The 26,803-nt window shown below is 65.9% G+C and carries 26 protein-coding genes; 16 read left to right on the forward strand and 10 right to left on the reverse strand.

Features of this window, described 5'->3' with window-relative positions; translation table 11 throughout:
- Positions 1 to 29 precede the first annotated feature (29 nt).
- Positions 30 to 1,352, reverse strand: a complete 1,323-nt coding sequence (locus tag BTO32_RS09785; RefSeq protein WP_076724462.1) for a sensor histidine kinase — start codon at positions 1,350 to 1,352, stop codon at positions 30 to 32.
- A complete protein-coding gene (locus BTO32_RS09790) occupies positions 1,349 to 2,035 on the reverse strand; it encodes a response regulator transcription factor (protein ID WP_076724463.1) in 687 nt (228 codons plus the stop codon). The genes BTO32_RS09785 and BTO32_RS09790 overlap by 4 nt, the downstream gene beginning before the upstream one ends.
- 196 nt (positions 2,036 to 2,231) lie before the next feature.
- On the opposite strand from BTO32_RS09790, the gene BTO32_RS09795 reads away from it, so the two are divergent.
- Together BTO32_RS09795 and BTO32_RS09800 are read left to right on the forward strand one after the other, a co-directional pair.
- The gene (locus tag BTO32_RS09795; RefSeq protein WP_217904869.1) at positions 2,232 to 2,597 is read left to right on the forward strand and encodes a hypothetical protein; all 366 of its coding nucleotides are present in this window, start codon (positions 2,232 to 2,234) and stop codon (positions 2,595 to 2,597) included.
- Positions 2,598 to 2,662: 65 nt separating this feature from the next.
- Entirely contained in the window at positions 2,663 to 3,436 is a 774-nt protein-coding gene (locus tag BTO32_RS09800) for a DUF3750 domain-containing protein (RefSeq protein ID WP_076724464.1), read from the forward strand.
- On the opposite strand, the gene BTO32_RS09805 is transcribed toward BTO32_RS09800, so the two are convergent.
- Complete coding sequence (locus BTO32_RS09805) at positions 3,433 to 3,750, reverse strand: AzlD family protein (protein ID WP_076724465.1); 318 nt, start codon at positions 3,748 to 3,750, stop codon at positions 3,433 to 3,435. The genes BTO32_RS09800 and BTO32_RS09805 overlap by 4 nt on opposite strands.
- Positions 3,740 to 4,495, reverse strand: a complete 756-nt coding sequence (locus BTO32_RS09810; RefSeq protein WP_076724466.1) for an AzlC family ABC transporter permease — start codon at positions 4,493 to 4,495, stop codon at positions 3,740 to 3,742. The genes BTO32_RS09805 and BTO32_RS09810 overlap by 11 nt, the downstream gene beginning before the upstream one ends.
- A 541-nt stretch (positions 4,496 to 5,036) precedes the next feature.
- Between BTO32_RS09810 and BTO32_RS09815 the strand changes: the two genes are divergently transcribed.
- The 3 genes from BTO32_RS09815 (at position 5,037) to BTO32_RS09825 (ending at position 11,182) form a co-directional block, all read left to right on the forward strand.
- Positions 5,037 to 8,519, forward strand: a complete 3,483-nt coding sequence (locus BTO32_RS09815) for an indolepyruvate ferredoxin oxidoreductase family protein (RefSeq protein ID WP_076724467.1) — start codon at positions 5,037 to 5,039, stop codon at positions 8,517 to 8,519.
- A 66-nt stretch (positions 8,520 to 8,585) separates the two neighbouring features.
- Complete coding sequence (locus BTO32_RS09820) at positions 8,586 to 9,686, forward strand: Glu/Leu/Phe/Val family dehydrogenase (RefSeq protein WP_076724468.1); 1,101 nt, start codon at positions 8,586 to 8,588, stop codon at positions 9,684 to 9,686.
- An 83-nt stretch (positions 9,687 to 9,769) separates the two neighbouring features.
- The gene (locus BTO32_RS09825) at positions 9,770 to 11,182 is read left to right on the forward strand and encodes a sodium-dependent transporter (RefSeq protein ID WP_076724469.1); all 1,413 of its coding nucleotides are present in this window, start codon (positions 9,770 to 9,772) and stop codon (positions 11,180 to 11,182) included.
- 49 nt (positions 11,183 to 11,231) lie between these two features.
- Here BTO32_RS09825 and BTO32_RS09830 read toward each other — a convergent pair whose 3' ends face one another.
- Complete coding sequence (locus BTO32_RS09830) at positions 11,232 to 12,134, reverse strand: NAD-dependent protein deacetylase (protein WP_076724470.1); 903 nt, start codon at positions 12,132 to 12,134, stop codon at positions 11,232 to 11,234.
- Positions 12,135 to 12,209: 75 nt separating this feature from the next.
- Complete coding sequence (locus BTO32_RS09835) at positions 12,210 to 13,115, reverse strand: LysR family transcriptional regulator (protein ID WP_076724471.1); 906 nt, start codon at positions 13,113 to 13,115, stop codon at positions 12,210 to 12,212.
- A gap of 140 nt (positions 13,116 to 13,255) precedes the next feature.
- On the opposite strand from BTO32_RS09835, the gene BTO32_RS09840 reads away from it, so the two are divergent.
- Complete coding sequence (locus tag BTO32_RS09840) at positions 13,256 to 13,450, forward strand: hypothetical protein (protein ID WP_076724472.1); 195 nt, start codon at positions 13,256 to 13,258, stop codon at positions 13,448 to 13,450.
- Between the two features lie 62 nt (positions 13,451 to 13,512).
- Here the strand turns inward: BTO32_RS09840 and BTO32_RS09845 are convergent, their stop codons facing one another.
- Complete coding sequence (locus BTO32_RS09845) at positions 13,513 to 15,195, reverse strand: AMP-binding protein (protein WP_076724473.1); 1,683 nt, start codon at positions 15,193 to 15,195, stop codon at positions 13,513 to 13,515.
- Positions 15,196 to 15,511: 316 nt separating this feature from the next.
- Positions 15,512 to 15,940, reverse strand: coding sequence for an Lrp/AsnC family transcriptional regulator (locus BTO32_RS09850; protein WP_076725070.1), 429 nt, complete (start codon positions 15,938 to 15,940; stop codon positions 15,512 to 15,514).
- 113 nt (positions 15,941 to 16,053) lie between these two features.
- Between BTO32_RS09850 and BTO32_RS09855 the strand changes: the two genes are divergently transcribed.
- The 3 genes from BTO32_RS09855 (at position 16,054) to BTO32_RS09865 (ending at position 18,812) form a co-directional block, all read left to right on the forward strand.
- Positions 16,054 to 17,169, forward strand: coding sequence for an arginine N-succinyltransferase (locus BTO32_RS09855; RefSeq protein ID WP_076724474.1), 1,116 nt, complete (start codon positions 16,054 to 16,056; stop codon positions 17,167 to 17,169).
- Complete coding sequence (locus BTO32_RS09860; RefSeq protein WP_076724475.1) at positions 17,159 to 17,962, forward strand: DUF1338 domain-containing protein; 804 nt, start codon at positions 17,159 to 17,161, stop codon at positions 17,960 to 17,962. The genes BTO32_RS09855 and BTO32_RS09860 overlap by 11 nt, the downstream gene beginning before the upstream one ends.
- 184 nt (positions 17,963 to 18,146) lie before the next feature.
- The gene (locus tag BTO32_RS09865; protein ID WP_076724476.1) at positions 18,147 to 18,812 is read left to right on the forward strand and encodes an AbiTii domain-containing protein; all 666 of its coding nucleotides are present in this window, start codon (positions 18,147 to 18,149) and stop codon (positions 18,810 to 18,812) included.
- Positions 18,813 to 18,821: 9 nt separating this feature from the next.
- On the opposite strand, the gene BTO32_RS09870 is transcribed toward BTO32_RS09865, so the two are convergent.
- On the reverse strand, positions 18,822 to 19,598 hold the full coding sequence (locus BTO32_RS09870; RefSeq protein WP_076724477.1) for a sulfite exporter TauE/SafE family protein: 777 nt from the start codon (positions 19,596 to 19,598) through the stop codon (positions 18,822 to 18,824).
- Positions 19,599 to 19,706: 108 nt separating this feature from the next.
- On the opposite strand from BTO32_RS09870, the gene BTO32_RS09875 reads away from it, so the two are divergent.
- From BTO32_RS09875 to BTO32_RS09900, 6 genes are all read left to right on the forward strand, one after another.
- Positions 19,707 to 20,768: a PA0069 family radical SAM protein gene (locus tag BTO32_RS09875; RefSeq protein ID WP_076724478.1), complete on the forward strand. Its 1,062-nt coding sequence runs from the start codon at positions 19,707 to 19,709 to the stop codon at positions 20,766 to 20,768.
- A gap of 99 nt (positions 20,769 to 20,867) precedes the next feature.
- On the forward strand, positions 20,868 to 21,521 hold the full coding sequence (locus tag BTO32_RS09880; protein ID WP_076724479.1) for a c-type cytochrome: 654 nt from the start codon (positions 20,868 to 20,870) through the stop codon (positions 21,519 to 21,521).
- 14 nt (positions 21,522 to 21,535) lie between these two features.
- Positions 21,536 to 22,516: a c-type cytochrome gene (locus BTO32_RS09885; protein ID WP_076724480.1), complete on the forward strand. Its 981-nt coding sequence runs from the start codon at positions 21,536 to 21,538 to the stop codon at positions 22,514 to 22,516.
- A 43-nt stretch (positions 22,517 to 22,559) separates the two neighbouring features.
- Positions 22,560 to 23,018 (forward strand): hypothetical protein, encoded by a 459-nt coding sequence (locus BTO32_RS09890; RefSeq protein ID WP_076724481.1) that lies wholly within the window; start codon positions 22,560 to 22,562, stop codon positions 23,016 to 23,018.
- Between the two features lie 4 nt (positions 23,019 to 23,022).
- Positions 23,023 to 23,970 carry an alpha/beta fold hydrolase gene (locus BTO32_RS09895; RefSeq protein ID WP_076724482.1) on the forward strand — a complete coding sequence of 316 codons (948 nt, stop codon included), beginning with the start codon at positions 23,023 to 23,025 and terminating at the stop codon, positions 23,968 to 23,970.
- Positions 23,955 to 24,245 carry an Rdx family protein gene (locus BTO32_RS09900; protein ID WP_076724483.1) on the forward strand — a complete coding sequence of 97 codons (291 nt, stop codon included), beginning with the start codon at positions 23,955 to 23,957 and terminating at the stop codon, positions 24,243 to 24,245. Before BTO32_RS09895 ends, BTO32_RS09900 begins: the two co-directional genes overlap by 16 nt.
- A 2-nt stretch (positions 24,246 to 24,247) precedes the next feature.
- On the opposite strand, the gene BTO32_RS09905 is transcribed toward BTO32_RS09900, so the two are convergent.
- On the reverse strand, positions 24,248 to 25,156 hold the full coding sequence (locus BTO32_RS09905) for a LysR family transcriptional regulator (RefSeq protein WP_076724484.1): 909 nt from the start codon (positions 25,154 to 25,156) through the stop codon (positions 24,248 to 24,250).
- 125 nt (positions 25,157 to 25,281) lie between these two features.
- Here BTO32_RS09905 and BTO32_RS09910 point away from each other — a divergent pair, with 125 nt between their 5' ends.
- A complete protein-coding gene (locus BTO32_RS09910; RefSeq protein WP_076724485.1) occupies positions 25,282 to 26,793 on the forward strand; it encodes a CoA-acylating methylmalonate-semialdehyde dehydrogenase in 1,512 nt (503 codons plus the stop codon).
- The last annotated feature ends 10 nt before the right edge of the window (positions 26,794 to 26,803 follow it).

Raw genomic sequence — 26,803 nt, forward strand, 5'->3', positions numbered from 1 at the left:
CCACCGGCCATGGGCGGGTGGGACGGCGTCTAGCCCGACGCCAGCAGCGGCAGCCGCAGCGTCACTCGCAGCCCCCCCTCGGGCCGGTTCTCGGCGGCAATGGTACCATCATGGGCGCTGACGATGTTCCTGGCGATCGCCAGCCCCAGCCCCCAGCCGTTGCCGCCCCGGGACGGATCCGCCCGGAAAAAGGGCTCGAACAGGTGCGCCAGCAGCCGGTCGTCCACCCCGGGGCCCTGGTCCTCGACCGTCACCACGCAGTCCTCCCCCTGCAGTGCCAGTGACACCCGCACCACCTTGCCCGGTGGGGTGTGGTCCAGGGCGTTCTGGAGCACATTGTCGATGGCCCGGTGCAGCAGGCCTTCATCCCCCAACAACGTGGCCCCGCGCACCTCGGGTTCGGCCACCAGCCGGCAGTCGACGCCCTGGTGCTCGGCGTAATCCGCCACCTCCTGCAGCGCTCGGTTGACCAGCACCAGCGGCTGTACCGGCTGCCGCTGGATGTCCTGCCCCTGTTCGGTCACCCGATACAGCGTGAGGATCTGCCCGGTCATCGTCTCCAGACGCTCGTTCTGCCGCAGGATACTGGTCATCAGCTCCGGGTCGGCGCCGCTGTCACAGGCCAGTTCGATGGCTACCCGCTGTCGCGCCAAGGGCGTCCGTAGGTCGTGGGAGATGTCGCGCAGCAGCTGGTTCTGACGCTCCAGCAGACGGCACAGCTGATCGGTCATAGCGTTGAAGGCCTGTGCCAACTGGCCGATTTCATCCCGACGGCCGGCAATCCGGGCGTTGACCCTCAGGGTGTTGTCGCCCTGGGCGATGGACCGGGCGGTGCTTTCCATATGCCGCAGCGGACGCGACACCCAGCGGGCAATCCACCAGCAGGCCAGGGAAATCAGCAGGAACGCCAGGCCGGATTCGATGGCCTGAAAGAAGCGGGGATCCAGCCAACCCTTGCTGTGCATGCGCGGCCAGGCCACCAGGCGGTAACGCCCACCGGGCAAGTCGATCACCGCCGGCTTCTGTGGGTGCCAGAAGGAATCCATCCGCTCACGCACCGATTTCGGCAGGCGCCCCAGATCCAGGTCCCGCTCGATCAGCAGCAGGTGCAGGTCCCGCCGTTCCCCTTCCCGGCGCAGGAACCGCCAGGTCTCCACCCGGCCCAGCCGTTCCCGGATGTCCACCGCTTCCCGGGCCAGGTCCTGCAGCCCCACTTGGCGTTCAATGGTCTCCCGTTCCCGGTCCATCAAGTAGCGGGTCACCATATTGCTGGCCACCACCGCCACCGCCATCGCCAACCAGATCGTCAGAAAAATCCGCCAGAACAGCGGAAAGGTCAGGCGCCGGCTCATGTTGGCACCCGGTAGCTGTAACCGAGCCCGCGCAACGTCTCGATCCGGGGCGGGTCGTCGTTACCCAGCTTCTTGCGCAGGTTGCTGATGTGCATGTCCAGGGTACGGTCGTAGGCTTCCAGGCGCCGTCCCAACGCCCACTGCATCAGATCGGTCTTGCGCACCACACTGCCGGCGTGGGCCAGCAGAACCGACAGCACCTCGTACTCGGTGGCGGTCAGGTCCACCGGCTCGCCGTTCTGGTAAATACGGCGCTGAGCCGGTTCGATGCGCAGGTCCCCATACTCGCGGCTGGCGTTGAGCTCCGCCTTCTGGTCCCAGGCGATGCGGCGCAGCAGCGCCTGCAGCCGTGCCACCAGTTCCCGGGGATTGCAAGGTTTCGGAATGTAGTCGTCGGCCCCCACCTCGAAGCCGACGATTCGGTCGGTTTCGTCGCCGCGGGCGGTGAGCAGCACCACCGGAAGGTGCGTTCGGGCCCGCAGCTGGCGCAGCACATCCAGGCCGCTGATATCCGGCAGCATGATGTCCAGCACCACCAGATCACAGTCCTGGCCCAGGGCCAGAGTCAGGCCGTCGCGGCCGTTGGCGGCCTCCCGCACGGTGAATCCCTGATTGTCCAGATAGCGGGCGAGCAGCGAGCGCAGCTCGTCATCGTCTTCGACCAGAAGTACTCGGTTCTGCATGTCACACCCTCTCGCAATCACTTGGCGGGAGTCTAACACGGGGCCGCACCGGCCCCGCCGCGCCGGTTTTTTTCTTTGCACAACCTTTACAGAAGCCTGACGTTCCTTGACCCACGCCAGGGGTAAGATGGCCCCACGGTTTGATTCGCCCCGGTGGCGAACAACGCAGACACTCGACACAACACGAGGTAATACCATGATCAAGTACAAGACATCCCTGATCGCCGCCAGTGCGCTGGCATCCGCCCTGCTCATCGGCAGCCCGCTGGCGCTGGCCGACCATCACGGCAAGCCGCCGTTCGGCGAGCGGCCGGACATGGACAAAATGTGCGAGCAGTTCCGCGAAGGCACGGGGCCGTTCGACCCGGACGCCCGTGAAAAACGGATGGCGGAACACCGTGCCGAGGCCGAGAAGTACCAGGAGGAAATGGCCAAGCGGCTGAAACTGACCGAGGAACAGCGCAAGATCTGGGACGAGATCCATCAGGAGCGTCGCGAGAAGTTCAAGGAGCGCGCCGAGCACTGGAAAGAGAAGCTGGAAAAACGCTGCGCGGAGGAATGAGCCCGATTGTGCGCCGGAGCTGAGCGCCTATACTGGAGCCTACGGTAACCACCCCGGACGCGACCATGAAACGCCTCAAATCCAGCGCCCTCTGGTTCTTCGCCAGCCTGCTGACACTGCTTGCCGGCCCGCTCCTGCTGGCGGCAAGCGGTGCCCTACACGGGGCCGAAAGCTGGCAGAGCGCCCGCCGCGACAGCGCCAACATCGCCCCCACGCCCGAGCAGGCCCCCGAGGCCATCGTGCAGGTGTACGGTGCCCGCGCCTGGAGCTGGCGGGGCTATTTCGCCGTTCACACCTGGATCGCCACCAAGGAAGCGGGGGCCAGCCACTACCTGGTGCACGAAGTCACGGGCTGGCGGCGTGCGGTGGTCCGCTCCCGGATCGCCGCGCCGGATACCTACTGGTTCGGCGCCGAGCCTACCCTGTATGCCGACCTGCGCGGCGACCAGGCGGCCCGCCTGATTCCCCACATCTACGACGCCATCGCCGCCTACCCCTACCCCGACGAGTACCGAGCCTGGCCCGGCCCCAACAGCAACACCTTCACCGCCTGGGTGATCCGCGAAGTACCCGGTCTGGACGTGGCGCTGCCGAATCATGCCATCGGCAAGGATTATCTTGGCGACCGGATCGCCGCGCCGGTGCCCGGCGGCCTGGGCTACCAGTTGTCCCTGGGCGGCTATCTGGGGGTACTGGCGGGTGTACGCGAGGGCATCGAACTGAACGTCCTGGGTCTGAGCCTGGGCATCAACCCACGGGCCCTGGGCATCAAGCTGCCGGGTATCGGCGAGCTGGCGCTGCTCAACCCCAACCCGATGCCCGAAGGCGGCAGCCCCTAGGCGCCCACCCCATACCGCACCGCGGCGGCCGCCACCAACCCCAGGGTGATGGCCGGCAGGGGCTTGTGCAGCAGCAACATGGCGCCGGCGGTGACCAGCAGTGCCGCCAGCGCGCCGAGATCGCCGGACACCGCCATGGGCACGATGATGGCGATGAGCACGGAGCTGGCCATGGTATTGATGAAGCTTTCGATGCGCGGGCTGATGCGCACGAAGGACATGGCGAAGACCCCGCCATAACGGGTCAGCAGCGTGACCACCGCCATGATCGCGATCAGCAGCCAGAGACCCGGCCCGGTCGTCTCAATGCTCACGGGCACCTCCTTCGGTCCGGGCCCCGGCCGCCCCATCGGCGCTCGTGCGATCCAGCCAGAAGTAACCCACCAGACCACCGGCCAGGGCCCCGATCACCACGTGGGTGTTGGGAGGCAGCCACGCCCAGGCCACCAGCGAGGCGGCGGCCGCCACCGCCCAGGCCGTCAGCACCCGGGGCGACTTGCGCCCGCCCAGGGCCATCGCCAGCAGGAAACACCCCAGCACCATGTCCAGCCCGAATGCCTTGGGGTTATCCAGCAGGCCACCGAAATAGGCCCCCAGCCAGGTGCCGAAAATCCACGCCAGCCAGAGCACCAGGCCACCGCCGAGGATCACCTCCAGGTTACGGCGGCCGTTCTGGTAATCCTGGGCCGAAACCGCCCAGTTGGCGTCCGTCAGCAGTAACAGCAGACCGTAGCGGCGGCCGGGAGACAGATCCTTGAGCATGGGATACAGCGAGGCGCCCATCAGCAGATGGCGGGAATTGATGGCAAATACCACCGCGATCAGTGGCAGCACCGGCACGTCCGCCCCCCACAGATCCAGGACTGCAAATTGCGCCGCGCCGGCGAACACGGTGGTGCTCATGACGATGGTCACCAGGGGGGTCAGCCCCTCCTGGGTGGCCGCCAGGCCGAACGCGGCACCGAACGCCACCACGAACAACGAGATGGGCAGGAGCCGGAAGAATTCCGCGCGAACTTTGCGCGGTTGAAACTGGTAGGGATAACGCGGACTGGTCATCTGCCAAAGCTAGGGTGGAAGCCAGGGAAAGCGTATAGGTACAAACCACTAATCGCAACCTGAAATTCACTGCCGCCTCAGCCTGTTACATGAGTTTTGCATCTTTTCCGCCCCGCCCGGCGGGCGACAACAGTTGACGTTAACGTAAAACGGGGTTAGCGTGTTTTTCGTCCAGCCCCACAAGGGCACGCCCCGGCACCTCGCCTCGGGCAGGGACGACGAAATCGACCGGCGGCCAAAAGCCGGACGATGACAACAACAACACCGCCACGCTCGCCGAGATCCGGCAGGTGGGAGAGGATTTCGACATGTCAACCATCACGCTTCGCGCGGACCGCCGGTCCGTCCAGCCCGTTCCAACCGGCCCCCTGGCCAGCCCCCGTTCCAGTCCTTCGGGATCGCCCCTGACGGCCCTTTCGTCGTCGGCCGTGTCAACACGTTGACGGCGCGCGCCTGACCGACACCCCGATAACCCCATGCCCGGTATCCTGGGGCGCGAACGCGCACCGGTGCCCCAACGCATCTGGAAACGGTGACTGCCATGACACAACTGCGAAACGTCAGCCTGAACGACGTCTGGGAAAAAGACTCCGGCCCGGTCTACATGAACGGCAGCCAAGCGCTGGCCCGCCTGCCGCTGCTGCAGGCCCAGCTGGACCGCATGAACAACCTGAACACCGCCGGTTTCATTTCCGGCTACCGGGGCTCGCCGCTCGGCGGCTTCGATAAGGTCCTGTGGAAAGCCCGGGACTACCTGAAGAAACAGCACATCCATTTCCTGCCCGGCGTCAACGAGGACCTCGGTGCCACCGCGGTCTGGGGCAGCCAGCAGGTCAACATCTTCGAGGGCGCCAAATACGATGGCGTGTTCGCCCTCTGGTACGGCAAGGGCCCCGGTGTCGACCGCACCGGCGACGTGTTCAAACACGCCAACGCCGCCGGCACCTCCCGGTTCGGCGGGGTTCTGGCCGTCGCCGGGGACGATCACGCCTGCAAGTCCTCCACCCTGCCTCACCAGAGCGACTTCGCCTTCATCGATGCCGGCATGCCGGTCCTCAACCCGGCCGGCATCCAGGACATGCTTGACCTCGGCCTGTACGGCTGGGCCATGTCCCGGTTCAGCGGCTGCTGGGTCGGATTCAAGGCGCTGGCCGAGAACATGGACTCCTCCATTTCCGCCAACCTGGACCTGAGCCGAATCCGGATCGTAACGCCCCGGGACTTCCAGATGCCCGAAGGCGGCCTGAACGCACGCTGGCCGGACAAGCCGATGGAGCAGGAAGAGCGCCTGCATCGTTACAAGCTGGAAGCCGCCAAGGCCTTCTGCCGCGCCAACCGACTGGACCGGACCGTGCTCTCCGCGCGCCAGCCCAGGCTGGGTATCGTCACCACCGGCAAGGCCTATCTGGACGTGATTCAGGCCCTGGCCGACCTGGGCCTGGGCGAGGCGGAGCGGGAGGCCATCGGCCTGACCGTGTACAAGGTGGCCATGCCCTGGCCGCTGGAGCCGGAGGGCATCTACGAATTCGCCTCCGGTCTCGAGGAAATCCTGGTGGTTGAGGAAAAACGCGGCCTGATCGAAGAACAGATCAAATCCCAACTCTACACCTGGCAGGACAGCCGTCGCCCCCGGGTGGTCGGCAAGCACGATGATCAGGGCCGCGAGCTGCTGCCCACCATCGGTGAGCTCACCCCGGCCATGGTGGCGCGAGCCATCGCCGCGCGGCTGGACGGCCGCTACTGCACCGATACGCTGAAGCAACGACTGGACTTCCTGACGGAAAAGGAAAACAGTCTGGCCAAGCCCCGGGAACGGCTGGAGCGCACGCCCCATTTCTGTTCCGGTTGCCCCCACAATACCTCCACCCAGGTGCCCGAGGGCAGCCGCGCTCTGGGCGGAATCGGCTGTCATTACATGGCCACCTGGATGGACCGGGGCACCGACACCTTCACCCAGATGGGCGGTGAAGGGGTAACCTGGCTGGGCCAGGCGCCGTTCACCCGTCAGAAACACGTGTTCCAGAACCTCGGTGACGGCACCTATTTCCACTCCGGCACCCTCGCCATCCGCGCGGCCATCGCCTCCGGCGCCAACATCACCTACAAGATCCTATACAACGACGCGGTCGCCATGACCGGCGGCCAGCCGGTGGACGGCACCCTGACCGTTCAGCAGATCACCCATCAGCTCTACGGCGAAGGCGTCCGGCGCATTGCCGTGGTCAGTGACGATCCCGGCAAGTATCCGTCCCGGGCCGATTTCGCCGACGGCACCACGTTCCATCATCGTGACGATCTGGACGCGCTGCAGCGGGAACTGCGCGAGGTGGAAGGCTGCTCGGTGATCATCTACGACCAAACCTGCGCGGCGGAGAAGCGCCGGCGGCGCAAGCGCGGCACCCTGGCCGACCCGGACCAGCGGGTGATCATTCACGCCGACGTCTGCGAGGGGTGTGGCGACTGCGGTATTCAGTCCAACTGCCTGTCGATCCTGCCCAAGGAGACCGAACACGGTCGCAAGCGCACCATCGACCAGTCCGCCTGCAACAAGGACTTCTCCTGCGTGCGCGGGTTCTGCCCGAGCTTCGTCACCGTCAAGGGCGGCCGTTTGCGGAAACCCGCCGGGGTGCGCTCGGACGTGGACTTTCCGGAACTGCCCGAGCCCACCCGAGTCACCGGCAACACCCCCTACGGCATCCTGCTGACCGGCGTGGGCGGCACCGGCGTGGTCACGGTCAGTGCCCTGCTGGGCATGGCCGCGCACCTGGAAGGCAAGGGCGTGTCGGTACTGGATCAGACCGGGCTGGCCCAGAAGTTCGGCGCGGTGGTCAGCCACGTGCGGATCAGTGACCGTCAGGACGACATCCACGCAGTGCGCATTCCCGCCGGCGAGGCCGATCTGATGCTGGCCTTCGACCTGATGGTGGCCGCCTCCGACGACGCCCTGGCCAAGCTCGACAACCGGTTTTCCCGGGCCGTGGTGAACACCGAGCCGGCCATGCCCGCCGCCTTCACCCGCGACCCGGATCTCCGCTTCCCGGGTGAGTCCATGGCCCAAAGCGTGCGCGAGGCCTGCCGTGAGGACGGCAGCTGGTTCCTGGATGCCGGCGGTCTGGCCAAGGCCCTGATGGGTGACGGCATGGCGGTGAACCTGTTCACCGTCGGCTTCGCCTACCAGAAGGGCCTGCTGCCCCTGAGCGCCGAGGCCATCGAGCGGGCCATCGAACTGAACAACGTGGCGGTGGCCAAGAACAAGCAGGCATTCCTCTGGGGTCGCCGTGCCGCCCACGATCTGGAGCGGGTCCGGCAACTGGCCTTCCCCGCCGCCAAGGGCGAGGTGGTACAGGTGATGGAAACCACCGAGCAGCGGATTCAGCGCCACATGGCGTACCTGACCGAGTACCAGAACGCCGCTCTGGCCCAGCGCTACGAAAAACTGGTGCGCAAGGCCGAGCAGACCATCCGGCAGAAGCTGGGCCAGGACCCGATGCTGCTGCGCTCCATCGTCGACAACTACGCCCGGGTGCTCGCCTACAAGGACGAATACGAAGTGGCCCGGCTGTTCAGCAACGGCAGCCTGCGCCGGCAGCTGGCGCAGGAGTTCGAGGGGGACTTCGAACTGGAGTTCAACCTGGCGCCGCCCTTGTTGAGCCGGGCTGGCAACGGCGAGCGCCCGAAAAAACTGACGTTCGGCCCCTGGATGGAGACCGTGTTTGGCTGGCTGGCCAAGGCACGGGTGCTGCGCGGCACCCCCTTCGACCCGTTCGGCTACACCGCCGACCGCCGGCTGGAGCGGCGCATCATCCGTGAGTATGAGGCGGACATCGGCTTCCTGCTCAAGCACCTGAGCCGGGATCACGCCGACGCCGCCCGAGGCCTGGCCAGCCTGCCGGCCCGCATCCGTGGCTTCGGTCCGGTGAAGGAAAAGGCCTATCAGGCCACCCGCAAGGAGCGTCAACAGCTGCGGGCGGAAATCAACCCGAGCGCACGCGAGCACCAGCAAATCGCCAACGCGGCCGTCTGACAACAAAAAACGGCGGTCACGGGCCCCACACGGGTGGTGACCGCCATGAACCAGAGGTGAAACGCCATGAACGTATTCAGCCATCCCGAGTTCGATCAGCACGAACACCTGTCCTTTTTCTGCGACGCGGAAACCGGACTCAAGGCCATTGTCGCCATCCACAACACCTCCCGTGGCCCGGCCCTCGGCGGCTGCCGCATGTACCCCTACGCCACCGACGAGGAGGCACTGCGTGACGTGCTGCGCCTGTCCCGGGGCATGACCTACAAATCCGCGCTGGCCAACCTGGATCTGGGCGGCGGTAAGTCGGTGATCATCGGTGATCCGCGCCGGCACAAAACCGAGGGCCTGCTGGAGGCCATGGGCCGGCATCTGGAAACCCTGGGCGGTCGCTACATCGCCGCCGAGGACTCGGGCACCAGCGTGCCCGACCTCAAGGTGATGGGCCGGTACACCCGCCACGTGGCGGGCATTGCCGAACGCACCGGTTTCAACGGTCTGCCGAGCAACGGCGACCCTTCCCCCGCCACCGCCTACGGCACCTTCATCGGCCTCAAGGCCGCGGTGCGGCACAAATACGGACAGGACGACCTCAAAGGCCTGAAGGTGGCCATACAGGGAGTTGGCAACGTCGGCTTCCGGCTGGCCCGGCACCTGCGGGACGCCGGCGCCGAACTGTGGGTGTATGACATCCACGCCGACAACATGCAGCGGGCGGTGGAACAGTTGGGAGCCAAGCCCGCCACCGCCGAGGACATTCTGTTCCTGCCGGTGGACGTGGTCGCCCCCTGCGCCCTGGGCGCGGTCCTCAACGACCGCAGCATTCCCAAACTGCGGGCCGGTATTGTCGCCGGCGCCGCCAACAACCTGCTGGAACGTCCGGAGCACGATGCCCTGCTCAAGCAACGCGACATCCTTTATGCCCCGGACTTCGCCATCAACGCCGGCGGCATCATCGATGTGTTCCACGAGCGTACCGGCGGCCGCCCGGAGCAGGTGCGCGCCCACATCGAGACCATCGGCGACACCCTGACCGAAATCTTCAACCGCTCGCGCCGGACCGGCCTGCCGACCGGCGAGATCGCCAACGAACTGGCGGAGGAGCGGTTCCGGAAGCACACCGCCGGTGCTGGGCTGGCGCCTGGGCGGTTGGCTCGCGCCGGTTGACCTGACGCCGGCGCATCCCCCTTGGGCCGCGGTTCGCCGCGGCCCCTTTTCCCTGACAACAACAAGTACGACAGGAGCAAGTCATGTCTTTGAGTTCATCCGGTTCCGCCACCTACACGGGGGCACTCGAGGGTGCCAACGCCAAACGCGGGCTCTGGTCCTCCCGGCTCGCCTTCGTCTTGGCCGCCACCGGTTCGGCGGTCGGCCTGGGCAACATCTGGAAGTTTCCCTATATCACCGGCGAGAATGGCGGCGGCGCCTTCGTTCTGGTCTATCTGGTGTGCATTGCGGTGGTGGGCATCCCCATCATGATGGCGGAGGTGATGATCGGCCGTCGCGGTGGCCGCAGCCCGGTTAACAGCCTGCGCCTGATCGCGGAACGGGACCGGCTCAATCCGGCCTGGAAACTGGTTGGCGCGGTTGGCATCCTGGCCGGGTTCCTGATTCTGTCGTTCTATTCGGTGATTGGCGGCTGGGCGGTGTCCTACGTCGGCACCACCGCCAGCGGGGCCCTCACCGGTCAGTCCGCGGAAGCGGTCGGTGCGATCTTCTCCGATCTGCTGAGCGACCCGATGACACTGCTGCTCTGGCACACCGTGTTCATGGCTCTGGTGATGGTGGTGGTGGCCCGGGGCGTGCGCTCCGGTCTCGAACGGGCCGTCAGCATCCTGATGCCGGGCCTGTTCGTGCTGCTGCTGATCATGGTCGGCTACGCCATGACCACCGGGGCCTTCGGCCGGGCCGCCGCGTTCCTGTTCCAGCCGGACTTCTCCAAGCTCACCACCTCCGGCGTACTGATTGCCCTGGGGCATGCCTTCTTCACCCTCAGCCTGGGCATGGCGGTGATGATGGCCTACGGCTCCTACCTGCCCAAGCACGTGTCCATCGCCAAGACTTCCATCACCGTCTCGGTGATTGACACCGCGGTGGCGCTGCTGGCGGGCCTGGCGATTTTCCCCGTGGTCTTCGCCAACGGCCTGGAACCCGGCGCCGGGCCCGGTCTGATCTTCCAGACCTTGCCGCTGGCGTTCGGGCAGATGCCCCTGGGCGCTTTCTTCGGGACCCTGTTCTTCGTGCTGCTGATCTTCGCCGCCTGGACCTCCGGCATTTCCCTGCTGGAACCCATCGTGGAATGGCTGGAGGAACAGAAAGGCCTGAACCGGGCCGTCAGCACCCTGGGCGCCGGCTTCATCTGCTGGGCGCTGGGCATCGCCTCGATCCTGTCGCTGAATCTCTGGTCCGACGTGGCGCCGCTGTCGTTCATCCCGGCGCTGGAAGGCAAGACCATCTTCGACCTGCTCGACTTCTTCACCGCCAACATCCTGCTGCCCCTGGGCGGTCTTCTGGTGGCGCTGTTCGCCGGCTGGGTGATGTCCCGCCAGGCCATGGAGAACGAGCTGTCGCTGTCGGCGCCGGCGTTCAACCTGTGGTTCATCACCGTCCGCTTCCTCACTCCGGTGGCGGTGGCCGTGGTGTTCGTCTACAACCTGATCTGACCTTCCGGGGAGCCCAGCCGGGCTCCCCTCCCCGTATCCCCCCCGCCGGTTACAGGCTCGCCAGCGTCACCGCCAGGGTCCCGGCGATGTCCGCATCAAGCTTCAGATCCACCAGCTCGTCGGCCCGGGTCCGGCCCCGGTTGAGCGTGGCCATGGGCAATCCCCAGTCCCGGGCATGGCGGCAGAAACGAAAGCCGGAATACACCATCAACGATGAGCCGATCACCAGCAGCCCGTCACAGGCCCGCAGGGCCTCCAGCGCCCGGGTGACCCGTTCCCGGGGCACGAAGTCGCCGAAAAACACCACGTCCGGTTTGAGAATACCGCCACAGGTGGGGCAGTCCGCCACCCGGAAGCCGGAGAAATCCACGTCCAGGTCGGCATCCCCGTCCGGCGCGGAGTGGGCGGTGTGGCCAAGAAATGCCGGGTTGAGGTCTGCGCAGCGGGCATGCACGTCGTCCCGAGCAAGGCGGAGGCCGCACCCCATGCAGCGGACCCGGTCGGCCCGGCCATGCAGGTCCAGCACCGCTCGGCTACCGGCCTTCTGGTGCAGGCCATCGACATTTTGGGTAACCAGCAGGTGACAGTGGGTGCGCCACTCCAGCTCGGCGATGCCGGCGTGGCTGGCGTTGGGGCGGGCGTCGCGGATGACCGGCCAGCCGATCAGGCTGCGTCCCCAGTAGCGCTGGCGAGTGGCGGCCCGCTCCATGAACTCCTGATGCTGGACCGGCGGCCGGCGTTTCCAGCCTCCGTCCACATCACGGTAGTCCGGGATGCCGGAATCGGTGCTGACCCCGGCACCGGTCAGAATCAGCAGCCGGGGATGTCGGTGGATGAATTCCGCCAGCCGCGCCCCAGCCCGTTCCGGCGGCATCGGCTCGGAAGGGGCTGCGGTCGCCGGCAGGCGCTGACTGGCGCTGAAGGGGCGGATTCGGTGCGGGGTCCGGGTCATGGGGGTCCTGAAACACGGCCGTGGCGTGACCTTCATGTGGCGTGACCTTCATTCTGGCCGGCGGCCGCGTTTCCATCAACCCGAAGAACCGGCCTCCGGCTCCGGATTCACCGCCAGTTCCCGGAGGCGCCCGGCCAGAAACTCCATGACCACGCGGACTCGGGTCATCTGTTGGGTGTCCTGGTTGACGTGCAGCCACAGGTCGACCGATTCCCCCTCCAGCGGCGGGGACAGCCGCCGCAGGTCGCCGGCCCGCTCGCCGATGTAGCACGGCAGCACGGCCAGGCCGGCACCCGCCCGGGCCAGCGACACCATGGTCTGAAGGCTGTTGCAGCGGATCACCGAGACCGCGTGCCTGAGGTGGCGGCGATACCATCGGCCGGTGGCCAAGTGACTGAAGGTTTCATCCGGCAGGATCCAGGTCTGGCGGTCCGGCGCGTTTTCCAGGTCCATGTCCCGGTGCCGGCGGCAGAAACCGCCGCTGCCGTAGACCGCGGACGCCAGGCTGGCAATGCGTTCCCCCTCCCAGGTCGCCTGGGGGCGGTTTTCCGGCCGCAGGGTCAGGTCCGGCTCCCGGTGCGCCAGGTTGCTGACGTCGTTGTCGGTCAGGACCTCCAGCTCGATGTCCGGGTAGGCGTTCACCAGTTCCGCCAGCACCGGGGCCAGCAGCCACGCCAGCATCACGTCCTCGGCGGCAATGCGCACCTTGCCCACCGGCGCCGTGTCCGCGCCCACCAGTTTGCGCTGCAGGGTCTCCAGATCCGCCGCCAGCCGTTCGGCTTCCCGGAATGCCAGTTCACCGGCCGGCGTCAGGCGCAGGCCGTTCGGGTTGCGTTCAAAAAAACGCACCCCCAGGGCGTCCTCCATCTGGTCCAGGCGCCGCAGCACCGTGGTCTGGTGCACCCCCAGCAACTCACCGGCCTTGGCCAGGGTTCCGCCGATTGCTAGGGCTCTCAGGTAGCGAAGATAATCCCAGTCCATCATCACTGCATATTTGCAACACGAGTACGAAGTTTAACGTATTCATACTGCAAATAAGAGCCCATACACTGCCCCGGTGAATGGGTTACTCAACAGGTATTCAGCCGACATTTCACCGGTCAGCACGGGAGGCAGGCACGATGACTGAAACGTTCGTCACGACCACACGACCACTGCCGTCCAGTATCCTCCACAACGGCACCGAGGTCCGCCGGCAGCATACCCGCGCTGCGGCTCGGAAACTGGCCGGCTTCCTCCGTCGCAAGATCCGCCGGATCAACCGCAAGGCAACGGAAGTGGCCCAGGACATGCCCCAGGTGCAGGGCGGCCACTGACGACAGCGCCACGCCGGCGGGCCGGGCAATACCGGCCTGCCGGGCTCAGCCGATCATCCCCACTAGGTTTCCCAGACCACTTTCCGCCCCACCGCGGCCCACTCGGCCATACGTTCCTGATACGCACGTTCAATCACGTTTCGCCGGATCTTCATGGTGGGCGTCAGCATCCCGTTCTCCATGGTCCAGGGGTCTTTCACCACCACCAGGAACGCGAGCTTCTCATGGGGTTCGGCCGTGCCGTTGAGCGTGTCCAGTTGTTGGCTCAGTTCCCGCTCCAGGGCGCCACGGTCACCGCCCTGGACCAGCTGCCGGCGGGCGTCCTCGGACAGTAGCACCATCAGGCAGGGCTGGGGCTGGTTGGCGCCGGCCACGCAGACCACTTCCGCCTGGGGATGGCGGAAGCGGTTTTCGATCGGCACCGGCACCACGTACTTACCCTTGGCGGTCTTGAACAGGTCCTTCACCCGGCCCGTGATCCGCAGGCAGCCGTCTTCGTCGATCTCGCCCATATCGCCGGTCCTGAGGAAGCCGTCCCCGGTCATATCTTCCCGGGTCTTGTCCGGATTCTTGTAGTAGCCCAGCATCTGGCCGGGGCTTTTCACCTCGATCTCGCCGCCCGCCCCGATCCGGTGTTCAACGCCGGGATTGGCCATGCCCACCGTTCCCACTTTCGCCTGCCCGGGACGGTTGGCATGGGAGTAGCCGAAGTTCTCGGACATGCCGTACACCTCCAGCAGCTCCAAGCCCAGGTTGCGGTACCAGGCAATGATTTCGGCGGACAGGGGCGCGGCGCCGGTCAGGGCCGCGCGGCAGTGGTCCAGCCCCAGCTGGCGCAGGATCTTTCTCTTCACCAGCGAGCCGAGTATGGGAATCCGGAACAGGCGGGCCTGTCGCGACGGGGGCAGCTTGGCGTTCACACCCAGGTAGAATTTCGTCCACAGCCGGGGGACCGAGAAGAACAGGGTGGGTCGGGCCCGCTGCAGGTCGGCCTGGAAGGTATCCAGGGAATGGGCGAAATACAGGTGAAAGCCGTAGTACAGGGATTGGGTTTCCACCGCGGCCCGTTCCGCCACGTGGGCCAGGGGCAGATAGGACAGCATCCGCTCTTCCCGGCTCACCGGGAACAGCTGCTGCAGGCCGTCGGCCACCGAGATCATGGTGCGGAAGCTGTGCATCACCCCTTTGGGCTGACCGGTGCTGCCCGAGGTGTAGACGATGGTGGCGAGGCTGTCCGGGTCCGGCCGTCGCGCCGCCGCCGGCGCTTGGCGAGCCACGATATCGCGCCATTGCGGCACGTCGTCCCGGGGCGACAGGGGCAGCGAGACCAGCGGCAGGTCCGCCGGCAGCCGGTCCCGGATGCCGTGCCAGCCGTCGGCGCTGCCGTCCATTTTGCCCAGAAACAGCAACCGGGCCTCGCAGTGTTCGAGAATGTAGCGGGCGGTGTCGCCGTTGAGGGTCGGATACAACGGCACCGACACATGCCCCGCCGCCCAGATGGCCAAATCCGCCAGGATCCAGTGGGCACTGTTCCGCCCGAGGATGGCGATGTTGCTGCAGGCCGGCAACGCCAGCTGCTCCAGATATCCGGCCATGCGGGACACCTGGTCGGCGGCCTGGCGCCAGGTGATGTCCTCGACCTGGCCATCCGGACCGGGTTGGCTCAGGTAGACGGCATCGGGGGTGTGCTCCGCCCAGTGGTGGAGGCAATGCAGGGACGTCCGCTTGCATGGGTCGACGGCCATCGGTCACTCCTGTTTGTTTTTATTGGATTTTTCTGACCTGCGTATGCGCGTGTCATACCTGCTTCATAGTAGTCGAGATCCGGCTCGTCTCAAGCGGAGCGTCGGAACGAGAACCTGTTCAAAATTTAACCTATGACATCCGGAGGGAGTGGACTAGAGTAAAAGGGACACTGTCTCAAATGGCATTCCGCCTGGAGGTCACCGTGAGAAACGCATCCCGCTCGTTCCTGATTTTCCCGGTCTGGGGCATGATCCTGATCGGCTCCGCCGCCTTCCTGTACTGTGCCTACGCCGGCCTACTCGGCGGCTGACTCCCCTAGCGGCGGAACTTGGTTTCCAGCACCACCGCGGAGTTGGTGCGCTCCACCCCTTCCAGGTTGCCGATATCGTCCAGAACCCGGCTCAGTTCTTCCAGGGACTGAGCCTGGACGATGGCAATGAGGTCGTACTCCCCGCTCACCGAAAACAGCTGGGTCACCTGGGGAATGTCTTCCAGGGCGGCGTTGGTGCGGGCGGTCAGCTTCTGCACCACCTTGATTGAGACATGGGCCTCCACCTGGTTGTCCAGGTACTCCCCGCCCAAAATGACGGAATAGCCCCGGATCACCCCCGCCTTCTCCAAACGGGCCAGCCGGTTCTGCACGGTCGAGCGCGACACATGCAGCGCCTTGGCCAGTTCGGTCACGCTGGCCCGGGCATTGGTACGCAACAGCATGAGCAGTTTCTGATCCTGCGAATTAATCATTTTGATATCCAGATTGGTCATTTTGACCCAATACTAGATCATTTCGGACGTTTTGAAACTGCAATTCGGCGGGCTGGCTCGGCATACTGGGCAAAAACGCCAGGGACCCGACCATGATCATCCGACCCGTTGCACCTTCCGACCTGGAAGGCCTGTACCAGATCGCCGAAGAGTCCGGACCGGGATTCACGTCACTGATGCCGGACCGGGACGCGCTTGCCAGGAAAGTCGAGCACGCCCGGGCGAGTTTCAGCCGCCCCGTCGGTCTGCCGAGCGACGAACACTACCTGTTCGTGCTGGAAGATACCGAAACCGGAGCCCTCATGGGGACCACCGGCATCGACGCGGTCGCCGGCCAGGTTCGCCCCCTGTACCATTTTCGCCACAGCCGTCAGCTTCACCACTCCCATTTCCTGGGGCTGCGCCGGCAATTTCACACCCTGACCCGTTGCAACCACTATCGGGGGTGCACCGAAATCTGTTCGCTGTACCTGCGCCCTGCGTTCCGGCGCGCCAATGCCGGCAAACTGCTGTCGAAAGTACGCTTTCTGTTTATGGCGCAGTACCCGGAGCGATTCACGCCCACCGTGATCGCGGAAATGCGCGGGGTGTCCGATCATCTGGGCCGCTCCCCCTTCTGGAACTGGCTGCGGCGCCATTTCGTGGATCTCGAGTTCGCCTCCGTCACGCAACTGGTCGGAGCCGGCCACACGGAGTTCATCGAGGAGCTGATGCCCGCCGGCCCGCTGTACACCCATCTGATGGACGACGCGGCGCGCGCGGTGATCGGCCAGGTCCACCCGGATACCCGCCCGGCGCTGGCGATGCTGGAGAAGGAAGGCTTCCGCCACCGGGGGTTCGTCGACCTGTTCGATGCCGGGCCCACCGTCGAATGCCCGCTCAAGGACATCGCCAGCGTGCGTGCTGCCCGGCCCTATCAGCTGATGACCGGCACAGCGCGTCCTGAGCACCGGAGCGGCCAGCCGGTGATCATCGCCAACGGTCGCACCGAGGGCTTCCGGGCAACGATCACGGATCAGTGCCGCGTTTGCCCGGAAGAACACACGGTGACCGTTCCCGACGCTCTGGCCCGGCGCCTGGACCTGTCCGAACAGGCGGAAGTCTGGCTGCTGCCGCTGACCCCCGACCAGGCCCGCCGGCCGCAACCGGCAACCCAATCCCATTCTCTGTCCGCCGAAGGATATGGAGCTCGACCCTATGCACTCTGACCGACACACCCTGTTCCAGGCCCTGTGGGACAACTACCGGGCCGTGACCCCCTCCGCCGAGCGTATTCATACGCTGCTGGGCAAGCGGGAGTCCAAGCCGATCGTGAACGACCACATCGCCCTGCGCACCTTCAACTTGGCGCCGGTCGGTCTGGACGCGCTGGCCGCGCACTTCCTCAACCTGGGCTACCGGCCCGGCGACGAATACCACTTCGAGGCCAAGAAACTCTATGCGCGGCACTACGAGCACCCGGACGACGACGCGCCCAAGGTGTTCATTTCGGAGTTGCGGGTGGAGCTGTGCTCCCCGGCACTCCAAACCATCGTCCGTGACCTGGTGGCCCAGGTGGACCCGGCCCGGGTGGAAGCCGACGATTTCCTCTACGCCGGCCGGCCCTGGCAGCTGGACTACGACACCTACCGCGCCCTGCTCGAGGAAAGCGAATACGCCGCCTGGACGGCCGCCTGGGGCTATCGCGCCAACCATTTCACGGTCAGCATCAATCATCTGGAAAGCCTCGACAGCGTGGCCGACATAAACCGGCTGCTCAAGGACAACGGCTTCACCGTCAACAGCGCCGGCGGCGAGGTCAAAGGGTCCCCCGAACAGCGGTTGGAACAGTCCTCCACCATGGCGGACCGGGTGCCGGTTGCCTTCAGTGACCGGGAAGCCGTGATTCCCAGCTGCTTCTACGAATTTGCCCGGCGCTACCCCCTCGCCGACGGCCGCCTCTATCAGGGGTTCGTCGCCGCCTCCGCCGACAAAATCTTCGAGAGCACCCATGCCGGCTGACGGTCGACACCGCCGCTTTTACCCTCGGTAACAATCCAGTAACCGTTTTACAACGGTGAGCGCGCCGGGCACTGTCTATCTTTTAGACACTCCGCCCGGCGCTGCCGGGCGGCACCTTGAACAACAACAAAAACAGGCCGTGCCGGAACGCAGCCTGCCGCCGGCGTGGCCAGGGAGGATCCCCATGTCTGCATCCGTCAATCATCTGGAAGAGCGACTGCTGGACGAACGCGAACTGCTCGAAGGCATCATGCCCTCCGCCATCACCCTGGCCATGATGCTCCGGCACCGCCAGATGGCCACCTGGCTGAGGGCCGAGTTCGACGGTTATCCGGAGGTCGCCGACGCGCCCCCCTACCGGCGCGACCTGCCAGGCCACGTGGTGGCACGCTCCCCCCAATATGGCTGGATTCCCGCCCCGTTGGAAGACGATCAGAAGATCAAGTACGGTCGCCTGGATCTGATCGACGGCGTGAAATCCCTGGAACAGATCTGCCTCGGCTGTAGGAAAGGCAATGGCCACCGTGTACTGCTGGCACCGGAGGCCCTGGCAAGCCTGCAGAAGCAGGTGAACCTGACCGCCGAACTGGCCATCAACGTCAGCCGCGAGGTCTACTGCCGCCTGTTGAAAACCGTGCGGGCCAGTCTGTACCTATGGACCCGCGCCCTGGCCGAGCAGGGCCTGAGCGGCGAGCACAACCATTACAGTGCGGAGGAACGGGCCCGGGTGGCCGAACTGGACCGGCCGGACCACTACTGGCGCCGCGCCATGGCCGAGCTGGAGTCACTGCCGGTACCGGATGTCCGGGAAGCCGGCCTGCTGGAGCGGTTGTTCGGCCGGGCGGGCTAGGGCCGCGCCTCAACCCAGCACGTTGACCATGCCGACGCCGCTGACCACCAGCAGCACCACGCCGAGCACCCGAAAGAACACCGGCGTTTCCGCCCGCAGGATACGCTCGTGGGCGTATAGCCCCAGCACGTGACCGATCGCGGCGCAGGGCAGCAGCCACAGGTGGTGAACCAGCTGCAGGTCGACCCCGGCCCAGATGAAGGCGGCCATCTTGATCAGTACCAGAATGAACCAGAGCGCGAACAGCGTATCCCGCAGTTTTTCCCGGGGCAGGTGCTGCGCCACCACCGCGATGATCAGAGGCGCGCCGATCAGCGACGTACCGCTGATGTAGCCGCCCGCCATCAGGAACAGAGCGTCGACTGTCCGGCTGCCGCTGCGGAACGGCCGGTTGAAAATGTAGGACAGTGAATAGAGCGCCACGATCACGAAGATGATGGCGCTCAACACATCGCCCGGCAGGGTGATCAGTCCAAACACACCGATCAGTTTGGGCACGATCATGATGCCCAGAATGCGCCACAGATAGCGCCAATCCACCGTGCCCTCGGCCCGTGCCCCGCCGGTCTTCCGGTTCTTGCGGTTGTTCATCCAGATGGTCAGGGCGGAAAACACCAGCAAATGCACGGCGATGATCGGCAGAAACACCAGCGGCTCATCCAGCACCAGCAGCAGAAACGGCAATGACAGCACGGCACCGCCAAACCCCAGCCCGGACCGGACAAAACCGCTCCAGATGAAAATCAAGCCAATCAGAACGTACTGGACCAGACTCAAATCGGACATCGTACTGACTTCTCCAGATGCATGACGCACGTATAGCGGGACACTTGCCGCGGACGATCCGCCATAGTAGCATGGCAGATACTGTATAAATAAACAGTATGGTGACGCATGAAGACACGGGGTACCGCGCTCAACCCGCACAACCGGTTTCAGCCCATCGCCACCGACCGGGATCAGGACGATGGCTGGTACCAGGCACCGGAGGATACCCTGTGCCCGGACTCCATCGCCACCGAGGTGGTGGACGAACAGGTTCGCACCATCATCAGCCGGAACCAGTCGCCAGACATCCCCTTCGAGCAGTCCGTCAACCCCTACCGGGGGTGCGAGCACGCTTGCATCTACTGCTTTGCCCGCCCCAGCCACGCTTACTGGGACCTGTCTCCCGGCCTGGATTTCGAGACCCGACTGATCGCCAAGCCCAACGCCGCCCGGAAGCTGCGGGAAGCCTTTGACCATCCGGGCTACCGGGTTACGCCCATCGCCCTGGGCATGAACACCGACGCCTACCAACCCATCGAACGGGAACGCCGCATTACCCGAAGCCTGCTGGAAGTGATGGTGCAATATCGGCATCCGGTCTCAATCATCACCAAGGGGGCGCTGATCCTGCGCGACCTGGACCTGCTGTCGGAACTGGCGCGCGACCAGCTGTGCACCGTCGCGGTCAGCCTCACCACCCTCGACAACGACCTCAAGCGGCGGATGGAGCCCCGAACCGCCGCACCCGCCACCCGGCTCAGGGTGATCGAACGCCTGGTCGCGGCGGGGATTCCGGTCAGCATCCTGATCGCGCCGGTCATTCCCTTCATCAACGACCATGAAATCGAACGCATCCTGGAAGCCGCCCAGCAGGCCGGTGCGACCCGTGCCGGCTGGATCATGCTTCGCCTGCCCTTGGAGCTGGACACGCTGTTCCAGGACTGGCTGCGGCGCCACTTTCCGGACCGGGCCGAGCACGTCATGAACCGGATCCGCGACCTGAGAGGCGGGCGCAGTTACGACGCCACCTTTGGCCAGCGTATGACCGGCACCGGCCCCTACGCCGACCTGATCCGCCAGCGATTCCGGGCCCGGGCGAGAAAACTGGGCCTGAACGTCGGCCGGGGGCCGGGCCTGAGAACCGATCGGTTCCGTCGCCCGGGCGGAGAACAGATGGCGCTCTGGTAACACCTCGGCGGCGACCCGGAGCCGCAGGTCGGATTGACTTTATCCATAAAAAGAATAAGGTAATTCCATTTACCAATTATAAATACGGAGACGACCGCCATGAGACCCCTCACCAAGCTCGCCCTGGCCGGCCTGCTGGCCATGGCTTCCTCGGCCCTGGCCGCCGGGGGCGACCCGCAGCGCGGAGCCCAGCTCGCCATGCAGGGCGATGGCAGCGGCGCCCCCTGCCTTGCCTGCCACGGTGCCGACGGCGCCGGTAACGACGCGGCGGGCTTCCCGCGCCTGGCCGGACTCGACGCCGACTATCTGGCCAAGCAGATGCTGGACTACAACGCCGGCAAGCGCGTCAGCCCAATCATGCAACCGAACATCGACAACTTCGACGAGCAGCAGCTCCGGGACCTGGCCGCCTACTACGCCAGTCTACCCGCTCCCGCCAGCGCCGCGCCGGCCAATGTCAGCGACGCGCAGCTGGCACTGGGCAGGAAGCTGGCCACCGAAGGCGACTGGGACACCTACATTCCTCCCTGCAGCAGCTGCCACGGCCCGGGCAACCGGGGGGTCGGCCACAGCTTCCCCGCGCTGGCCGGGCAGCACCCCAGCTATATCCGGGCCCAGCTTCAAGCTTGGCAGAACAACCAGCGTAACAATGACCCGAACCAGCTCATGACCGCCATCGCCGAGCGCCTGACCGCGCAGCAAATCGACGCGGTGGCGGCCTATCTGGGCAGTCTGAGCGCAACCGCCGAGTAACGGGAGGCCAAACCATGAACCTGACACGCACGATCCCCCTGGTTGCCGGCCTGCTGATGACCGCCGGTACCACCCTGGCCGAGCCGGAAGTGCCGGTCAACCTGCCCGAGTTCAAACCGGGCCAGTACGTCCACCAGGCACCCACGGTGGAAGACCTGATGGCGGATGAAAGCATTCACCCGGAACTGAAGAAGGTCATTCTCAAGGGCCGGGACATGTTCATGAACACCCAGCAGTTTCGCGGTAAGTACGTGTTCAACGACCTGAACTGCAAGTCCTGCCACATGGGCGAGGGCCGTATGAACTGGTCCGGCCCGATCTGGCCCGCCGCCACCACGCTGCCGGACTTCCGCGGTAAGAACCAGCACGTCAATTCCCTGGAGGAGCGCATTGCCGGCTGCTTCTCCTTTTCCATGAACGGCAAGCCCCCCGAGTACGGCAGCGACGACATGCTGGCCCTGGTAGCCTACCACCGGTGGCTGGCCAAGGGGGCACCGGTGTATGAGAAGAACATCGGCGGCCGGGGCTTCAGCCACCTGGGCAAAGACAAGCCCGAGCTGGACTACCAGCGAGGCAAGGCGGTCTACGAGGCCAACTGCGCCATCTGCCACGGCGAGGATGGCCAGGGCAAGACCGTGGACGGCCAGGTGGTGTTCCCGCCGCTGTGGGGTGACCACTCCTACAACTGGGGCGCCGGCATGACCCGCATCTTCACTGCCGCTTCGTTTATCAAGAACAACATGCCCCTGGGCAAGCCCGGCTCCCTCACCGACGAGGAAGCCTGGCAGGTGGCCAACTACATCAATTCCCAGGAGCGGCCGCAGGATCCGCGCTACACTGGTGACGTGAAGGAAACCCGGGAGAAGTACCTGAACTTCCACAAGTACACCAACTATGGCACGGTGGTGAACGGCAAGCTTCTGGGTGATCACGACAACACCGGCGACAAGCCTTTCCTCAAGCCCGAGGTACTGCGCCCGCGCACCTTCGACTGACGGGCCCGGGCCCTGGCGGGGATAGGCCTCGACAAGGAGCCCCATGTTGCGCACACGGTCTTTTCTCCTGCTCGGTCTGTTGCTGGCCGGCTGTCAGTCCCTGCCCTCCGGCCCGGAGGGCGGGATTGCCGCCGATCGGGTCCTGCTCAGTGCCCGGCACTGCCTGCAGGACCCCCAACCCGACCAGAACGACAGGGTACACTTCGGCCCCTGCCTGAAGGTACTGTCGGTCGACGGCCAGCCGGCACAGGTTCGGCCCGATGGCTTCATCGAGTTGCCCATCCGCACCGCGCTGACCCTGGAGACGACCTGCATCTATCGCCACGCCGACGGGACCCCAATCCCAGCCACCGTGCAGACCGCCCGCTTCAAGGTCGACGAAAACACCTTCCCGGAGGGCGGCAGACGCTGGTACCTGCATGCCCACGAGCGGGCGGTGAACGTGGTGGGCTGCCGCCCCACCCTGGCGCCGTCGGTCTACCCCAGTCAGCGGTCGCGCTGACACCGTGAAGCCCGTCACCTCCGCCGTGGCGCCGTCGGCCCGGCTGCTGCGCCTGGCCGATGGTCGGCGGCTGGCCTACTCCGATCGGGGGGATCCGAACGGCTACCCCCTGGTGCTGGGCCACGGCATGCCCGGCTGCCACCGGGAAGGCACGTTTTTCCACGAACGGGCCCGCCACCACGGGTTCCGCATCCTGACCCCGGACCGGCCAGGGATCGGCGCCTCCGACGCCCGCCCCGGACAGACCCTGCGGGACTACCCGGATGACCTGCGCCAACTGCTCGACCACCTTGGTATCGACCGCTTCAGCCACATCGGCTGGTCCAGTGGCGGCTCCCGCACCCTGGCCTGCGCCCTGGTCCTGGCCGACCGGCTGGATCTTGGCGTGTGCCTGTCCGGCTACACCCACTTTGCCGAATACCCCGGCGGCCTGCGGCTGATCGAGGGCACCCGCTGGCCGGGGCCGCGACTGGCCCGGCTCAGCCCCACACTGGTACGACTGGCGGTGACGCTGGTGGCCGCCCTGTCCCGTCGCCATCCGGGCCTGTACCTGCGTCAGGCGCGCCATCTGGTGAGTGAGCAGGATCGCCAGCTGCTGCGCCAGGCCCTGACGGGCGAAACCTTTCGGCAGGATCAGCTGATTTGTCTGAACAGTGGCGGCCGGGCCATCGCCAACGACCTGCTCGCGGAACTGAACGACTGGGGCTTCCGGCTGGCCTGGGTGAAACGCCCGATCTGGCTATACCAGGGGGAACAGGACCCGTTCGTGGCTATGGACTACGCCCGTCATCTTGCGGACAATCTGGCCCATGCGGATCTGACCCGGCTGCCCGAGGCCGGACACCTGTACCCGCTGTCCGATACTTTCCAGGATCACCTGTTCCAGCGCCTGCGCCGGGCGCTGGCGCCACACACCGAGGAACGCACGCACATCCCATGTCCAACAAGGTAGACATCCACTACTGCACCGGCTGCCGCTGGCTGCTGCGCGCCGCCTGGATGGCCCAGGAACTGCTGACCACCTTCGAGCAGGAGATCGGCGAGCTGACCCTGCACCCGGGGACCGGGGGCATTTTCGAGGTCTGGGTCAACGGCAAGCGAATCTGGTCACGCAAGGAACAGCAGGGATTCCCCGAGATCACCCAGCTCAAGCAGCTGGTCCGAGACGAAGTGGCGCCGGACCGCCCGCTGGGGCACACCGACCGGACGGGCCCGCCCCAGTCCTGAACTCAGGTGCCGCCCCAAACCCGAGTCAGCGCCTCCAGCGCGGCGGCCATGGCCGGTGCTTCCTGCCGCTCCCGAGGCCAAACGAAACTCAGGGCGCAGGGTAACCGCACACCTTCGACCACCACCAGCCCACGCTCCTGCCGCTCGGCCATCGCCAGAGCGTCACGGGCCAGGCTGAGCCCCACCCCGGCACGCACCAGATCCAGCATGCACGCTTCCTGATCCACCTCCGCCACCGCGTTGACCCGCAGGCCGAGGGGCTCCAGCGCACCGCGCAGCAGCCGGTGATGCACCGAATCCTCAGGCGTCACGATCCAGGGCAACGCAGCCAGCGAGCGCCAGTCGGTGGCCTGGGTTCGCCCGGCCCACCCCGGCGGCGCCACCACGTAGTAATCGAACCGTGCCAGTTCCCGGAACGCCACCTCCGGAGCCTGGGTTCCCGGCCCCACCCCGGGCGGTGCCAGGAAGAAGCCGGCATCCAGTTCCCCGGCCCGGACCCGGCGCAGGACACTGCCGCTCATACCATGACGCAGACCGGTCTCCAGCAGCGGCGCCCGTTCCATGAGCCGGTTCAGAAACGCCCCCAGACGGATGAACTCCGGGTCCACAATGGTACCGATACGCAGCCGGCCCCGTACCAGGCTGTGCAACGCCCGGGCGCTCTGCTCGAACGCCGCCATGGCCGCCAGCGCCTGCTCCGCCGACGGCAGCAGCGCCTGTCCGTCCGCCGTCAGTGCCAGCCCCTGGGGCCGCCGTTCGAACAGGGTCAGGCCGAGATCCTGCTGCAGCTGCTTGAGCTTGAGGCTGACCGCGGGCTGGCTCAGGTGCAGCCGCTCCGCCGCCCGGGACACACTGCCCTCCCGGGCCACAGTGACAAAGGCCCGCAGGGTTTGCAGGGGTTGGGTTTTCATACATCGCTCCGTTGCCGCCCGTGATATCAGAAAATGTTATATCTGGTGTTTAAAAGTCTCAATTGCCCGATTCACCCTCAGCCCCCTATGGTAAAGGACCAGACACCCATCCAGGCGAGACGGACATGAGCGAAGCAACCATCCAGCATTATATCAATGGCAAAATAACAGCCGGCGGCTCGGACCAGACCCAGGCCGTCTACAACCCGGCCACCGGCCAGGTCACCGGGCAGGTCGCCCTGGCCAACCACCACGATGTCGAGGCGGCGGTAGCCGCCGCCCGGGCGGCCTTTCCGGCCTGGGCCGACACCCCGCCTATTCGCCGGGCCCGGGTCATGTTCCGGTTTCTGGAATTGCTGAACCGGCACAAGGACGATCTGGCCCGGGCGATCACCGCCGAGCACGGCAAGGTATTCACCGACGCCCAGGGAGAAGTGAGCCGGGGCATCGACATCGTCGAGTTCGCCTGCGGCATTCCGCAGCTGCTCAAGGGTGACTACACCGAACAGGTGAGCACCGGCATCGACAACTGGACCACCCGTCAGCCGCTGGGCGTGGTCGCCGGCGTCACCCCGTTCAATTTCCCGGTCATGGTGCCCATGTGGATGTTCCCGGTGGCCATCGCCGCTGGCAACAGCTTCGTGCTCAAGCCGAGCCCCCTGGACCCCAGCCCGTCCCTGATGATCGCGGACCTGCTGCGCCAGGCCGGCCTGCCGGACGGCGTGTTCAACGTGGTACAAGGGGACAAGACAGCGGTGGAGGCGCTGATTGAGCATCCGGACGTACAGGCCCTGAGCTTCGTCGGGTCCACCCCCATTGCCAACCTGCTGTATGAGAAAGGGGCCCGGCACGGTAAACGGGTACAGGCCCTCGGCGGCGCCAAGAATCACATGGTGGTGATGCCGGATGCCGATCTGGACAAAGCCGTCGACGCCCTGATCGGAGCCGCTTACGGCAGCGCCGGTGAGCGTTGCATGGCGATCAGCGTGGCGGTGCTGGTGGGCGATGTCGCCGACCGGATCGTGCCCCGCCTGGCGGAACGGGCGCGGGCCCTGAAGGTCAAGAACGGCCTGGAGCTGGATGCGGAAATGGGCCCGATCGTTACCGAGGCCGCCCATCGCCGCATCACCGGCTACATCGAGCAGGGCGTATCCGAAGGCGCGCAGCTGGTGATCGATGGCCGTACCTTCGACCCGGCCAGTGCCGGCGCAGGCTGCGAGGGCGGTTTCTGGATGGGGGGTACCCTGTTTGATCATGTCACCCCGGAGATGACCATCTACCGGGAGGAAATCTTCGGCCCGGTCCTGGCCTGCGTCCGGGTACCGGATGTCGCCACCGCCATCGAACGGATCAACGCCCACGAGTTCGGCAATGGCGTCAGCTGCTTCACCGAGAGCGGCCATGTCGCCCGCGAGTTCGGCCGTCGTATTCAGGTGGGCATGGTCGGCATCAACGTGCCGATTCCGGTGCCCATGGCCTGGCACGGCTTCGGCGGCTGGAAGCGCTCCCTGTTTGGGGATATGCACGCCTACGGTGAGGAAGGCGTACGCTTCTATACCCGACAGAAGTCGATCATGCAGCGCTGGTCCGACAGCATCGCCGCAGGCGCCGAATTCGTCATGCCCACGGCCAAATAGCCCCGTTCAT

It is taken from the genome of Marinobacter lutaoensis (assembly GCF_001981305.1).
Lineage (GTDB): Bacteria > Pseudomonadota > Gammaproteobacteria > Pseudomonadales > Oleiphilaceae > Marinobacter > Marinobacter lutaoensis.